Source organism: Mycobacterium sp. TH-M25 (genome assembly GCF_057473665.1).
In genome coordinates, this window is record NZ_JBYCLA010000013.1 from 1 (window position 1) to 13,773 (window position 13,773).

Here is a 13,773-nt window from a genome sequence, read left to right on the forward strand (position 1 = left end):
CTTGGCGGGGATGGGCGGAAGTGTTGCGGGTAACGCGTTGTCCCGCAGAGTGTTCAGCAGCCGCACGCCCACTGACGTGGCCGAGTCGGCCACCCGGGCGGCCAAATCCGGCGATGACAAGTCATCGGTCAATCTGCAGCGCCTGGCGGCCAGCATCGCGCACAGTCCGCAGAGCGTGCAGCATTGGGATACCACACCTGAACAGCTCGACGATCTTCTCGAGGAGCTGCGCAAGACTCCCGGAACGCACGCCGTTCACGTCACCGACACCCCACGAACGAGATCGCATCGGCAATCCTGATCAGCGACATACGTTGCCGCGCTGCGCAAGACAGGCCACAGCCTGCGCTCAGTGGGCGCCGGCGAGTAGTGCGCTGAGATGGGCGTGACGTTGTGCGCTGGTGTCGTTCATGCCGACCAGCGTGACGTTTTTGCCTTTGGACCTGTATTTCCGGGTGATGGCGTCCAGGGCGGCCACGCTCGAGGCGTCCCAGATATGGGCGCCGCTCATATCGATGACCACGTTGGCAGGGTCACTGGCGTAGTCGAATTGGTAGACGAGGTCGTTGCTCGAGGCGAAGAACAGCTCGCCCGTGACTGCGTACACGCGGGTGTGGTCGTCGGGATGGGCGATGTCGACCACGTCGGTCAGATGCGCGACCCGGCGTGCGAACAGCACCATAGCGGTCAACGTGCCGACCGCGACGCCGAAAGCCAGGTTGTCGGTGGTGACAGTGACGGTCACGGTGGACAGCATCACAAAGGTTTCGCTTTTGGGCATACGCCGCAGCGTTTTCGGGTTGACACTGTGCCAGTCCATGGTGGCTACCGACACCATGACCATGACTGCGATCAGAGCGGCCATCGGGATTTTCGCGACCAGTTCGCCGAGCCCCACTACGAGCGCCAAAAGGAATGATCCGGCCAGCAGCGTCGAGATCCGGGTGCGGGCCCCACTGATCTTGACGTTCATCATCGTCTGGCCGATCATCGCGCACCCACCCATGCCGCCGAAGAAACCGGTGACGATGTTGGCCACCCCTTGCCCGAGTGCTTCACGGGACTTATCGGAGTGGGTGTCGGTGATGTCGTCGACCAGCTTCGCGGTCATCAGCGACTCCAGCAGCCCGACCAACGCCATCGCCAGCGCGTAGGGGGCGATGATCCCGAAGGTGTGCACATTCACCGGTACGTCCGGCACCAGGAATCGCGGCAGGTTCGTGGGCAGTTGTCCTTGGTCGCCGACATTGGGGACCGACCACCCCAGCCCGAGGGTGGCGGCGGTGAGAACCACGATGGCAACCAGCGGCGCCGGGATCGCGGTGGTCAACTTCGGCAGCACCACGATCACGGCGATACCGACTGCGACCATCGGATACACCAGCCACGGCACGCCCCGCAGGTGAGGTATCTGGGAGAGGAAAATCAGAATCGCGAGAGCGTTGACGAAACCGACCATGACGCTTCGTGGCACGAATCGCATCAGCTTCGCCACGCCCAGACCGCCAAGAATCAGCTGTAGCGCTCCTGCCAGCACGACTGCGGCAACCAGATAGTTCACGCCGTAGTTGTGGGCCAGCGGAGCCACAACCAGGGCCACGGCGCCAGTGGCCGCCGAAATCATCGCGGGCCGTGCGCCCACTACGGCGATCGTCACCGCCATCGTGAACGACGCGAACAACCCGACTCGCGGGTCAACCCCGGCGATGATGGAAAATGCTATGGCTTCCGGGATTAACGCGAGGGCGACCGCCATGCCGGCCAGTGTCTCCCGACGCAGCCGGCGCGGTGAGCGCAGCGCCGCGAGCACCGATTGCTCGTCATCGGGCGATGCCTGTGTTGCCACGGTGGTCATGTCAGCTCCGTTGTCGTACGGACGCGCGACGCTGCGCGAGTGGGTAGAGGAGAGACGGCAGAATCGCCGCACTACACGAGAAGCGTTGCTGCCGAGCACTTTCGCATCGCTGCGTGAACAACTCCGATCCATCCGCACCCTGGCGGGGCTCGGCTGACCAAACTCTACCCACGGCGGAGGGTTCGGTCGCAAACTCACACCCGCTGATGTGCCCAAGCACACAATCGAACTCACCGACCAGTCCACTCGAACGGATCCGGTGTGGGCACTAGCTGAGCCGCGACGAACAACTATCCTGACCCCGCGTCCAATCCCTCCGGCGGGACCGCCGAGCGCCGGGTTGCTTGGCAGGTTGAACAACCATTCACCGGCCTCGGCAGTTATCGGCGTGAGCACGGTGGATCAGTGGAGTCAGGGCCGCCGACATTGATCAGAACGGGAATTCGCTAAGCTTTACTTTACTTAGGAAAGCCTGCCTTTCTTTTGAGTGCGGAATGCGGTTTACGAATTCATCCAATGAGCCTAACTTTACTTAGGAAAACCTGATCTCAATAAGTGCAACCTTCGTTGCAACCACCTCTGAGCTGCTATAGCGTGGGCGCCATGACAAATCACAGCACTCCCGAAACGCAGTTTCATACACTCCTGCAGGCGCAAATCAGAAACGAATTCACCGCGACTCAGCAATACACCGCCATTGCAGTGCATTTTGACAATGACGACCTGCCACAACTGGCCAAATTCTTTTACGAGCAGGCCAGTGAGGAACGCGAACACGCGATAAAGATGACAAAATACTTCATCGACCGGGATTTCGCGGTCGAAATCCCGGGAGCCGACGAGGCGCGCAATAATTTCGACACCGCGCGCGACGCGATCGCGCTGGCACTCGACTTGGAGCGCACGGTCACCAAGCAAATCAGCGCCCTGGCAGCCGCGGCCCGCGATGAAGGCGACTACCTGGGTGAACAGTTCATGTGGTGGTTCCTCGAAGAGCAGCGCGAAGAAGAGGCCACGATGATGACGCTGCTGCGCGTCGCCGAGCGTGCCGGCGACAACCTGTTCGATCTCGAGGATTTCGTCGCCCGAGAGATCAACTCCTAAGCCCGTGTCCCGTAGGCCGCCGAGCCGGTGTCCATGACCGCCGGCTCGGCGGCCTCGTCAAGAAAACCGCACTACGACCCGGTAATCGCGCCGCTGGCGCTCAACCTCGGGTTTCCAAGGGCCCACCCCGTGACCCGTCCAACGGTTAGGCTTTTGCGGTGGTGGCCAAGCGATGCGCCGCCCAGCAACCACCAGGTTCGCGGCGAAGACCGGATTGTGTAGCAGCTGTGCGGGCGCTACCGCGCGCCCGCAGCCAGGTCTACTCCGAGCGCATTGAACGGCGTCGCCGGATCCTGAACCTCACCGCGACGATGGCGGTCTTCATCAGCGCCGGCTTCGGCATTGTCCAGGTCATCGCATCGCCACACCTGTGGTGGACGGGACTGGTCAACATCGTCGCCGCCGCGATCTACGCCACCGTGCCGATGCTGCACCGGTTCGGCGAACTGATTCCGCCGCTGACATTCATTGGTACCGCGTACCTGTCGATCTTCACGATCTGCTGGTTCGTCGGCACCGGTTCAGGGTTGCAGTTCTACTTCCTGGTTGCGGCCTGTCTGATCGTGCTGCAGCTTGGCGTCGACCGCTTTTTCCTCGCCTCGATATTGGCAGGCATCGCCGCCGGCATGGTGATCACGCTGCAATTCCTGGTCCCCCGCGACACCGGCGCCCAACCGGCATGGGCGTTGTCGCTGAGCTTTATCGTCACCACCATTTCGGCGTGCGTCATGGTGGTGACGACCGTTTGGTACGCGGTGCGCGAGATCGTGCGCGCCGAAGCGGCCATGGAGCTGGAATACGAGCGCTCCGAAGCACTGCTGGCGAATATCCTTCCGGTCAGCGTCGCCGAACGTCTAAAAGACCCGGCGCGCAACGTCATTGCCGATAAGTACGAGGACGCATCGGTGCTGTTCGCTGATATCGCCGGCTTCACCGAGCGCGCCAGCGATATGCCACCGGATCAGTTGATCCTGTTCCTGGACAAGCTTTACGGCGATTTCGATGCCCTGGTCGACAAGCATGGCCTGGAGAAGATCAAGGTCAGCGGCGACTCGTACATGGTGGTCAGCGGAGTGCCGCAGCCGCGTTCCGATCATGTCCAGGCGCTGGCAGATTTCGCCGTCGACATGGCCGAAGTCGCACGCGTTCTGAAGGATTCGCGAGGTGATCCGCTGCCTCTGCGAATCGGATTGGCGTCCGGGCCCGTGGTCGCGGGCGTCGTCGGCTCACGCCGGTTCTTCTACGACGTCTGGGGGGATGCGGTCAACGTCGCGTCCCGAATGGAATCCACCGATTCGGTCGGACGGATCCAAGTGCCGGAGGACGTTTACCGGCGCCTGAAAGACGATTTCGTGTTGCAGGAGCGGGGCGATATCGAAGTCAAGGGCAAGGGTTTTATGCGCACCTGGTATCTGGTCGGGCGCAAGCCTGATGCCGGTTCCGGTGACGTCCGCGCGAAGGCACCGCAAACGGCCGGGGTCTGACACTTCGCATATCTTCCACCTTGGCGCCCAGGTGTGGGAAACTTCCAGACATGAAAACCATTGCTGCTCCAAAGTTGTTGCCACATTTATGGAAGTCGACCCTGTTGTCGGGGATCCTGTCGCTGACCCTGGGCATTTTGGTTTACGTTCTGCCGGAACGTTCTATAGTCATCGCGGCAGCCCTGTTCGGGATCTACTTGCTGGTGACCGGTGCTGTACAAGTGTTCTTCGCGTTCGCGCTACATGTCAGCGCGGGCGGCCGGGTGTTGTCGTTCGTCAGCGGGGCCTTCTCGCTGGTGTTGGGAGTGCTGTGTTTTCGGCACTTCGGCAAAGATCCCCTCCTCGCGATTCTTCTGCTGGCCATCTGGATTGGCGTGAGCTTCATCTTTCGCGGTGTGGCTACGTCCATCTCGGCCATCAACGATCCTCATCTGCCCGGCCGTGCCTGGCAGATCTTCCTGGGCTTGATCAGCCTGTTGGCCGGCATCGTGATGCTCGCCGCGCCCTTGGAGAGCATCGACATCCTGACGTTCGTCGTCGCCATCTGGCTGATCGTGATCGGGCTGTTCGAGATCGTGTCGTCCTTCGGCATTCGCAGCGCCACGCGCAAGATGGAGAAGGCGCTGGCGGAAGGATTGCCAAAGGCCTCTTGACGACCTGTGTTAAGGCGCACACTCTGATCACAGACGTCACAGCCATCTACTACACTGCGTCGTAGCAACTCGGCCCAGTCGTCCAGGAGATGACAGATGAACGTTGTCGATGTATCGCGGTGGCAGTTCGGCATCACCACCGTCTATCACTTCATCTTCGTGCCCCTGACCATAGGTTTGGCGCCGCTGATCGCCGTCATGCAGACGGCATGGCTGGTCACCGACAACGTGGCCTGGTATCGGCTCACCAAGTTCTTCGGCAAGTTGTTCTTGATCAACTTCGCGATCGGGGTGGCGACCGGGATCGTGCAGGAGTTCCAATTCGGGATGAATTGGAGCGAGTACTCCCGCTACGTCGGCGACGTCTTCGGCGCACCACTGGCGATGGAGGGTCTGGCCGCGTTCTTCTTCGAATCCACCTTCCTCGGGTTGTGGATCTTCGGCTGGACCCGGCTACCCCGCCTGGTGCACCTGGCCTGCATCTGGATCGTTGCGATCGCCGTCCAGGCGTCCGCGTTTTTCATCATCGCCGCGAATTCCTTCATGCAGCACCCGGTCGGCGCCCACTACAACCCGAAAACCGGACGGGCCGAGCTGACCAGCATCGTGGCGTTGCTGACCAACAACACCGCCCAGCAAGCGTTTTTGCACGCTTTCACCGGCGGATTGCTGACAGCGGCCACGTTCGTTGCCGCGGTCAGCGGGTGGTGGATGGTCCGCGGCAAAGACGACAACGATGCCCGCACGATGTATCGCCCGGCTGCCATCCTCGGATGTTTCGTCGTGCCGGCCGCCGCGGTCGCGTTGTTGTTCACCGGCGACGCACAAGGCAAGCTCATGTTCCGCCAGCAGCCGATGAAGATGGCATCGGCGGAAACACTGTGCGACACTGCCACCGACCCCGACTTCTCCGTGTTGACCATCGGCACGCACAACGACTGCCAGCACGTCACCCCGTTGATCAAGCTGCAGTACGCATTGCCGTTTTTGGCCGAAGGCCGGTTCAGCGGCGTGACGCTGCAAGGGGTGAACGACCTGCAACGCGAATACCAGCAGCGCTTCGGGCCCGGCGACTACCGGCCGAACCTGTTCGTCACCTACTGGTCGTTTCGGATGATGATCGGATTGCTGGCGATTCCGGTGCTGTTCGCGCTGGCCGCATTGTGGCTGACACGCGGCGGATACATCGCGAACCAGCGCTGGTTTGCCCGGTTCGCGCTGCTGGCCATCCCCACGCCGTTTCTGGCCAACATCGCCGGCTGGGTATTCACCGAAATGGGGCGTCAGCCCTGGATTGTCGCGCCCAATCCGACCGGCGACCCCCGGCTGCGCTTCACCGTGCACGAAGCGGTCTCACACCACGCCTCGGGCGTCGTCGTCACCTCGCTGGTCACCTTCACGCTGATCTACGCAGCTCTGGCGGTGATCTGGTTCTGGCTACTCAAGCGGTACATCGTCGAAGGGCCCCTGGAGCACGACGCAGAACCGGCTCCGCCGCAACCACCCAGCACCGAAGAAGTGGCACCCCTGTCCTTCGCCTACTAAAGCCTGCTGACCAAGGGAGCTGACGAATGGGATTGCAAGAGTTGTGGTTCGGCATCATCGGGCTACTGTTCCTCGGCTTCTTCATTCTCGAAGGCTTTGACTTCGGTGTGGGGATGCTGATGGCGCCCTTCGCCCGCGTCAGTGCCGGTGACGCAGAACCTCATCGTCGCGCCGCGCTCAACACGATCGGACCGGTCTGGGACGGCAACGAGGTCTGGCTGATCACCGCTGGCGCAGCGATGTTCGCGGCATTCCCCGGCTGGTACGCCACCGTGTTCTCGACGCTGTATCTGCCACTGCTGGCCATCGTGGTTGGCATGATCGTGCGGTCGGTCGCCATCGAATGGCGCGGGAAGGTCGACGACCCCAGGTGGCGCCGGTGGGCAGACATCGGAATCGCCACGGGTTCGTGGCTGCCGGCTGTGCTGTGGGGCGTGGCTTTCGCGATCTTGGTGCGCGGGCTCCCGGTTGATGCCGACGGACAGGTCGCTTTGTCGATCGGCGACGTCCTCAACGCCTACACGCTGCTGGGCGGCCTGGCCACCGCGGGCCTTTTCCTGTTCTACGGCGCGGTTTTCGTCAGCCTGAAAACAGCGGGGGCCATCCGCGATGACGCCCACCGCTTCGGTAAGTACCTGGCGCTGCCGGTAACCGGACTGGTCGCGGCGTTCGGGCTGTGGACGCAACTGGCTCACGGCAAGCAGTGGACATGGTTGGTACTGGGGGTCGCAGTGGTTGCCCAATTGACTGCTGTCGCGCTGGTATGGCGTCGCGTGTCCGACGGCTGGGCGTTTACGTGCACCGCACTGGTCGTGGCGGCAGTCGTCGTTCTGTTGTTCGGCGCGCTCTACCCGAACCTGGTGCCCTCGACGCTGAACAAGCAGTGGAACGTGACGATCTACAACGCGTCGTCAACCCCGTATACCCTCAAAATCATGACCTGGGTGACCGCAGTCATGGCGCCGTTCACCGTGATCTACCAGGGCTGGACGTATTGGGTTTTCCGGCAACGGATCTCGGCTGACCACATACCGCCTTCCATAGGGCTGGCGAGGCGGGCGAGCTGAGCGCGAGCAGCCGGGGACCGTTGGATCCCCGGCTCTGGCGAACATCACCGGCACTTCGCCAATTTCTAGTCGCGACAACAATTTGCGGTGCCGTCATTTCCGGGTGCGCCACCGGATCAGCAATTCTATTGGGGCACATCGTGTCCCGGGTGATCACCGATCCGTCCGCGCGCAGCGTCGAAAGATGGGCACCGTTGTTGGCCGTTCTCGCCGCGGTGTGGTCGGTGCGCTCGGTGACGCACTGGCTACAGGCCCGCCTCGGCCAACGGGGAGCCAGCGCCGCGATCGCCGACCTCAGCGGCCAGGTTCTGACCGCCGTGACCGCCTATCCGCCGAGGCACTTGGCGGCGCACCGCGACGCCGCCGCCGCGGTGGTCACCCGTGGACTCGACGCGCTGCGCCCATATTTCACTTCGTACCTGCCCGCGCTGGTGCTCGCGGTGATCCTCACCCCGGCCAGCGCAGTGGTGGTTGGTCTGTACGACGTGCGGTCGGCGGTGATCGTTGTGATCACGTTGCCGTTGATCCCGGTCTTCATGGTGCTGATCGGGCTGGCGACGGCCGAGCGGTCCGCGGCCGCGCTCGATGCGATCGCTACGTTGCAGGCCCGGTTACTGGACCTGATCGCAGGAATTCCGACGCTACGTGCGCTCGGGCGTGCTGCCGGACCAGAACGGCGTATCGCCGACCTATCTGCGGTGCAACGACGTTCGACCATGGCTTCGCTGAAGATCGCGTTTCTGTCGGCGCTTGTGCTGGAACTTCTCGCCACCTTGAGCGTCGCCATGATCGCGGTCGGCATCGGAATGCGGCTGGTCTTCGGCCAGATCACTCTGACCACTGGGTTGACCGTGCTGCTGCTTGCGCCTGATGTCTACCGGCCATTGCGACGCATCGGCGTGGAATTCCATGCCGCACAGGACGGCCGGGCCGCGGCCGACAGGGCGTTCGCGCTGATCGAGGGTGCCGCCCCCGCCGCGCGGGGTACCCGTACCGTCGCGGCGCGGGGTGCGGTGATCGTTCTCGAGAATCTGAGCGTCGCAGGTCGAGACGGGTTGTGCCCCCGAGGACTCAGCGCGGTGATTCGTCCGGGTCAGGTGACCGTGCTCACCGGTGCGAACGGCGCGGGAAAGAGCACGACGCTTCAGGTCGTGGCTGGAATCACCGCGGCCACCGGTGCGGTCACCGTGGCCGGGATCTCCACGACCGAACTCGAACCGACCGCGTGGTGGCGGCAGCTGTCTTGGCTGCCGCAGCGCCCCGTTCTGATCCCAGGCACCGTCGCTGACAACCTGTCGGTGTTCGGCGCGCTCGACGATATCGAACGTGCATGCGCGACAGCAGGATTCGACAGCGTGCTCAGCGATCTGCCAGACGGGTTCGACACGGTCATCGGAAGCGGCGGCGTGGGACTTTCACTCGGGCAGCGGCAGCGCCTCGGCCTGGCTCGAGCACTCGGGTCGCCGGCGCCGCTGCTGTTGCTCGACGAACCCACCGCCCACCTGGACGCCGCGACCGAGGCCCGGGTTCTGCGGGCTGTCGTGGACCGGGCCCGGACCGGCGCCACCGTGATCCTGGTCGGCCACCGGGAGTCAGTCGTCGGCATCGCCGACCGCATAGTCGAGGTGACCGGGACCGGTGACATCGCTCGTGTTCACGTCTGATCCGCTGCTCGCTGCGGTGCGCCTGCTGCAGCCGCGAATTCCCCGCCTGCTGTTGGCGATTACGCTCGGCGCGCTGTCGCAGGGCAGCGCGTTGGCGTTGGCGGGGCTCTCGGCCTGGTTGATCACCCGTGCGTGGCAAATGCCGCCGATACTGGACCTGTCGATCGCTGTGGTCGCGGTCCGAACTTTCGCGATCTCCCGTGGTGTGCTGCACTATTGCGAGCGGCTGGTCAGTCACGACACCGCATTGCGTGCCGGCGGCCATGCCCGCACGCTGGTCTACCACCGACTGGCGCATGGTCCTGCCGAACTTGCCGCTCAATTGCACAGCGGTGAGTTGGTTACGCGATTCGGCGCCGATGTCGACCAGTTGGCCGACGTGCTGGTCCGCTCGTTGCTGCCGTTCAGTGTCGCCGCTGTGCTCGCTGTGGCGGCGGTCGTGACCGTCGGCGTGATCTCGCCGTTGGCCGGTGCGATCATGGCCGCATGCTTGTTGGCCGCTGACGTCGTTGCGCCCTTGCTGGCCGCGAAAGCGGCTTCGGCTCAGGAAGAAATTGCACACGAACAACATTGCGCTCGCGACGTATCAGCGATGCTGGCCCTCGAGTATGCGGACCAGCTTCGAGTGGCCGGCAGGTTGAGCGATATCGTCCGGGATTCGCAACGGCGTCAGCGCCGTTGGGGCGAGGTCATCGACGTCGCGGCCCGGCCGGCGGCGTTCGCCGAAGCGATGACCACCGCGGCGATCGGCGTCAGTGTGGTCGGAACCGCGGTGGCAGGGATCGGTATGGCCGGCTCACTGGCGCCGACGACGCTCGCGGTCCTGATGCTTGTGCCGCTCTCGGCGTTCGAGGCGTCGACCTCGCTATCGCCCGCGGCCGTCCAGTTGACGCGTTCCCGGTTGGCGGCCCGCCGTCTGCTTGAGCTGAACCCCAGCGGCGACGCGTTGCCGGTCGCCGCGGTGGCCGCACGTCCGGCGGGGCCGTCGACTGGACACTTGACCAGCGCCGACCTGGTGGTGGGACATCGGAGTCGCCACTCCCCCGTCGCCGTGACGGTCGATCTGCCGCCGGGTGCCAGGCTCGCGATCACCGGCCCCAGCGGCGCCGGCAAGACGACACTGCTGATGACCCTGGCAGGTCTGCTCGAACCGTTGCACGGCCAGGTCACGTTGAACGGAACACCGTTGCGGCTTCGCGAAGAAACCGAAATCCGTAGCGCGATAGTATTTTTCGCAGAAGACGCGCACATCTTCGCGACGACCGTCCGGGACAACCTGTTGGTCGCGCGCGGCGATTGCCCGGATCGGCCAGTGCTCGACGCGCTCAGACAGGTCGGCCTGGATGAGTGGCTGGCGGGGCTACCGGACGGACTTGACACAGTAATGTCTGGCGGCGCGCGGGCCTTGTCGGCCGGTCAGCGCCGGAGGCTGCTGCTCGCCCGGGTGCTCATCTCGCCCGCACCGATTGTGCTGCTCGACGAGCCCACCGAGCATGTGGACGCCGATTCCGCCGACACGATTCTCGGCCAACTGTTGAACCCCGCCGGTGGCCTGATCGCCCCGGAGCGGACAGTCGTAGTGGCTACCCACCACGTGCCGGTCGGCTTTCAATGCCCGAACCTGGCGATCGGTACCAGCGGGTAGCGTTGAGGGCAGTCGCCCATGACGGTTGAGTGAGAGAGCGAGCGATGACCGGATCGTCGGATCAGCCGGTTCGACGGGAGAACCCCGCGGAAGTACCGCACACCGGGCCGCTGTATCCGTACCCACCCGGCTATCCCCCGCCCCCGCCGCCGGTCGCGCCGAGGAACGGCTTGGGGGTCGCCGCACTGGTGCTGGCCGTTGTCGGCTTGCTTGCTGTCGCAACGGTATTCGCTCCCATCGCGTTGGGCGCCATCGCCGTCGTCGCCGGTGCCGTCGGGCACGGCCGGGCCAAGCGCGGGACCGCCAACAATGACGGGGTCGCCATCGCAGGCATTGTGCTGGGCGCTTTGGCGATCGTCGTCGGCGTGGCGTTCATCGCCATCTGGATGGCCGTCTGGAAGGACGTCCGTGGCGGCGACTACATCGCCTGCATGCAGAAAGCCGGCAACAACCCAGCCGCAGAACAGCAGTGCGCGGATCAGTTCCGACACAGCGTGCAAGACCGTCTGCATGTCTCGTTGACTCCGGCATCGACGCGCTAGAGTCGTTCTGCGCCAAAGCTTTACCGGCTGTCCGGAAAGTACTTCACCAGGCCTTCTTGCACCACGGTGGCTACCGGCCTCCGAGAGCGGTCGAAGAAATAGCCGGTACCAAGGCCGCGCGAATCCGCCGCAACCGGCGACGACGTCGAATACAGGTGCCACTCGTTGAAGTTCACCTGACGGTGAAACCAGACCGAATGATTTACCGTCGCCGCGAAAATGCGGTCATATCCCCACGAAAGTCCATGTGTCGTAATGATCGAATCGAGCACTGTGGTGTCCGAGGACTACAGCATGGTCGCGATGTGCAGGACCGGATCGCTCGGCAGCTCCCCGTCGGCCTTGACCCACACCCTGTTGTGGGCAAGCTTATTGCCGTTCTCGCGCATCACCCAGGACGGCTCGTTGGTGTACCGCCATTCGATGGGCTGCAATGCATTGACGAACAGCGGCACCCGGTGCTCGTAGCCACGGAGCCGCTCCGGCAGCGTGGGCACGTCCTCGGGATCGGCGACGTCGGGTGGCTCGACGTGATGCTCCAGACCGCTGCCGCCGGCAAGGTAGGAAATCATCACTGTCGCCAGCAGCATGCCGTCCTGCGTCACGTCGACACGACGGTTCGCGAAGCGGCGCTCGTCGCGTAGCCGGATCACCTGGAACCGCATGTCCTTGGCAGGGTCGCCACCGTTGATGAAGTGTGCCGACAGCGCGTTGGGCGGTAGGTTGCGGGCCCGCGTGCGGCTGGCCGCCACGAACGACTGCGCCATCATCAGACCGCCGAATGTCCGCGGCGGATTCTTGCTCGGGTGTGCTCCCACGAAGACGTCGTCGCCCTCGTGGTGCAGGTCCAGCACCTCTATCAACTCGTCGAAGTCAGACACCGGGCTTAGCCTAACGGCCTAACGGTCCGTCTCGGTCAGACGTCGTCTTCGCCAATGCGGTGCACATGAATCATGTTGGTCGATCCGACGGTGCCCGGCGGTGCGCCCGCGACGATCACCACCGTGTCGCCGCGCTTGTAGCGGCCGAGCGACAGCAGCGATTTGTCGACCTGGCGAATCATGCCGTCGGTGGTCTGCATGATTCCGACGATGAACGTCTCGGTGCCCCATGTCATCGACAGCTGGCTGCGAACTTCGGGCAGCGGAGTGAAGGCCAGCAGCGGCAACGGCGTGTGCAGTCGCGCAAGCCGACGAACCGTATCGCCGGATTGGGTGAAGGCAACCAGCGCCTTGGCGTCCAGCCGTTCGCCGATGTCGCGGGCGGCGTAGCTGATCACGCCGCGCTTGGTCCGCGGTACATGCGTCAACGGCGGCGCGGCGGTCGAATTCTCTTCCACTGCGCAGATGATCCGGGCCATCGTCTGGACCGCCGCCAACGGATACTTGCCCACTGACGTCTCGCCGGACAGCATCACCGCGTCGGCGCCGTCGAGCACGGCGTTGGCCACGTCGGATGCCTCCGCCCGTGTCGGCCGCGAATGCTCGATCATCGATTCGAGCATCTGAGTCGCCACGATCACGGGTTTGGCGTTCTCCCTTGCCATCTGGATGGCACGCTTTTGAACCAGCGGCACCTCTTCCAACGGCAACTCCACGCCGAGATCGCCGCGGGCGACCATCACCGCGTCGAAAGCCAGCACGACCGCTTCGAGATTGTCGATTGCCTCGGGCTTCTCCAGCTTCGCGATCACCGGCACCCGCCGACCAACGCGATCCATCACCTCATGCACCAACTCGACGTCCGACGGAGAGCGGACGAACGACAGCGCCACCATGTCGACGCCAAGGTGCATCGCAAACTCGAGATCGTCGATGTCTTTCTCCGACAAGGCAGGCGCCGAGACGCTCATGCCGGGCAGCGACATTCCCTTGTTGTTGCTGACCGGACCGCCTTCGGTGACGATGCACACCACGTCGTCGCCGTCGATGTGGTCGACCACCAAACCGACATTGCCGTCGTCGACCAGGACTCGGTCGCCGCGTAACGCATCCTTGGCCAGCTGTTTGTAGGTAGTCGATACGCGGTCGTGGTTGCCTTCACAGTCCGCGACGGTGATCCGCACGGTTTCGCCGTCGGCCCAGTAGGTCGGCCCGTCGGCGAAGCGCCCGAGCCGGATCTTGGGACCCTGCAGATCGGCCAGCACACCCACCGCGCGGCCAGTTGCGTCGGAGGCGGCGCGCACGCGGTCATAGGAGGTCTTGTGATCGCTGT

At 63.9% G+C, this 13,773-nt stretch carries 10 protein-coding genes and 2 pseudogenes; 9 read left to right on the top strand and 3 right to left on the bottom strand.

All coding sequences use genetic code 11. The features are described 5' to 3' along the window. Positions 1 to 301, top strand: a pseudogene (locus AC2VOU_RS00405) (hypothetical protein); the annotation flags it as partial. A 48-nt stretch (positions 302 to 349) separates the two neighbouring features. Here the strand turns inward: AC2VOU_RS00405 and AC2VOU_RS00410 are convergent. Next, the gene (locus AC2VOU_RS00410) at positions 350 to 1,855 is read right to left on the bottom strand and encodes a SulP family inorganic anion transporter (protein WP_486955573.1); all 1,506 of its coding nucleotides are present in this window, start codon (positions 1,853 to 1,855) and stop codon (positions 350 to 352) included. A gap of 603 nt (positions 1,856 to 2,458) precedes the next feature. On the opposite strand from AC2VOU_RS00410, the gene AC2VOU_RS00415 reads away from it, so the two are divergent. The 8 genes from AC2VOU_RS00415 to AC2VOU_RS00450 all read left to right on the top strand — a co-directional run bounded on the left by AC2VOU_RS00415 (position 2,459) and on the right by AC2VOU_RS00450 (position 11,559). Further along, positions 2,459 to 2,959, top strand: coding sequence for a ferritin (locus AC2VOU_RS00415; RefSeq protein ID WP_486955581.1), 501 nt, complete (start codon positions 2,459 to 2,461; stop codon positions 2,957 to 2,959). 158 nt (positions 2,960 to 3,117) lie between these two features. Then, positions 3,118 to 4,443, top strand: coding sequence for an adenylate/guanylate cyclase domain-containing protein (locus tag AC2VOU_RS00420; RefSeq protein ID WP_486955574.1), 1,326 nt, complete (start codon positions 3,118 to 3,120; stop codon positions 4,441 to 4,443). 50 nt (positions 4,444 to 4,493) lie between these two features. Next, a complete protein-coding gene (locus AC2VOU_RS00425) occupies positions 4,494 to 5,096 on the top strand; it encodes an HdeD family acid-resistance protein (protein WP_486955575.1) in 603 nt (200 codons plus the stop codon). A gap of 96 nt (positions 5,097 to 5,192) precedes the next feature. Beyond that, positions 5,193 to 6,641: a cytochrome ubiquinol oxidase subunit I gene (locus AC2VOU_RS00430; protein ID WP_486955576.1), complete on the top strand. Its 1,449-nt coding sequence runs from the start codon at positions 5,193 to 5,195 to the stop codon at positions 6,639 to 6,641. Positions 6,642 to 6,667: 26 nt separating this feature from the next. Next, a complete protein-coding gene (gene cydB, locus AC2VOU_RS00435; protein ID WP_486955577.1) occupies positions 6,668 to 7,708 on the top strand; it encodes a cytochrome d ubiquinol oxidase subunit II in 1,041 nt (346 codons plus the stop codon). Then, positions 7,705 to 9,372, top strand: coding sequence for a thiol reductant ABC exporter subunit CydD (cydD, locus tag AC2VOU_RS00440; protein WP_486955582.1), 1,668 nt, complete (start codon positions 7,705 to 7,707; stop codon positions 9,370 to 9,372). The genes cydB and cydD overlap by 4 nt, the downstream gene beginning before the upstream one ends. Then, positions 9,347 to 11,017, top strand: a complete 1,671-nt coding sequence (gene cydC / locus AC2VOU_RS00445; RefSeq protein WP_486955578.1) for a thiol reductant ABC exporter subunit CydC — start codon at positions 9,347 to 9,349, stop codon at positions 11,015 to 11,017. Before cydD ends, cydC begins: the two co-directional genes overlap by 26 nt. Before the next feature lie 44 nt (positions 11,018 to 11,061). Next, positions 11,062 to 11,559 carry a DUF4190 domain-containing protein gene (locus AC2VOU_RS00450; protein WP_486955579.1) on the top strand — a complete coding sequence of 166 codons (498 nt, stop codon included), beginning with the start codon at positions 11,062 to 11,064 and terminating at the stop codon, positions 11,557 to 11,559. A gap of 20 nt (positions 11,560 to 11,579) precedes the next feature. Here AC2VOU_RS00450 and AC2VOU_RS00455 read toward each other — a convergent pair. Together AC2VOU_RS00455 and pyk are read right to left on the bottom strand one after the other, a co-directional pair. Next, positions 11,580 to 12,440: pseudogene (locus AC2VOU_RS00455) on the bottom strand (acyl-CoA thioesterase domain-containing protein). Between the two features lie 35 nt (positions 12,441 to 12,475). Continuing rightward, the coding region (gene pyk, locus AC2VOU_RS00460; RefSeq protein ID WP_486955580.1) for a pyruvate kinase at positions 12,476 to 13,773 on the bottom strand (1,298 nt) is incomplete at its 5' end.

Bases quoted from the DNA above. Each gene is read 5' to 3' on its own strand.
- AC2VOU_RS00410 (WP_486955573.1), bottom strand. From the start codon at position 1,855: ATGACCACCGTGGCAACACAGGCATCGCCCGATGACGAGCAATCGGTG.
- AC2VOU_RS00415 (WP_486955581.1), top strand. From the start codon at position 2,459: ATGACAAATCACAGCACTCCCGAAACGCAGTTTCATACACTCCTGCAG.
- AC2VOU_RS00425 (WP_486955575.1), top strand. From the start codon at position 4,494: ATGAAAACCATTGCTGCTCCAAAGTTGTTGCCACATTTATGGAAGTCG.
- AC2VOU_RS00430 (WP_486955576.1), top strand. From the start codon at position 5,193: ATGAACGTTGTCGATGTATCGCGGTGGCAGTTCGGCATCACCACCGTC.
- cydB (WP_486955577.1), top strand. From the start codon at position 6,668: ATGGGATTGCAAGAGTTGTGGTTCGGCATCATCGGGCTACTGTTCCTC.
- AC2VOU_RS00450 (WP_486955579.1), top strand. From the start codon at position 11,062: ATGACCGGATCGTCGGATCAGCCGGTTCGACGGGAGAACCCCGCGGAA.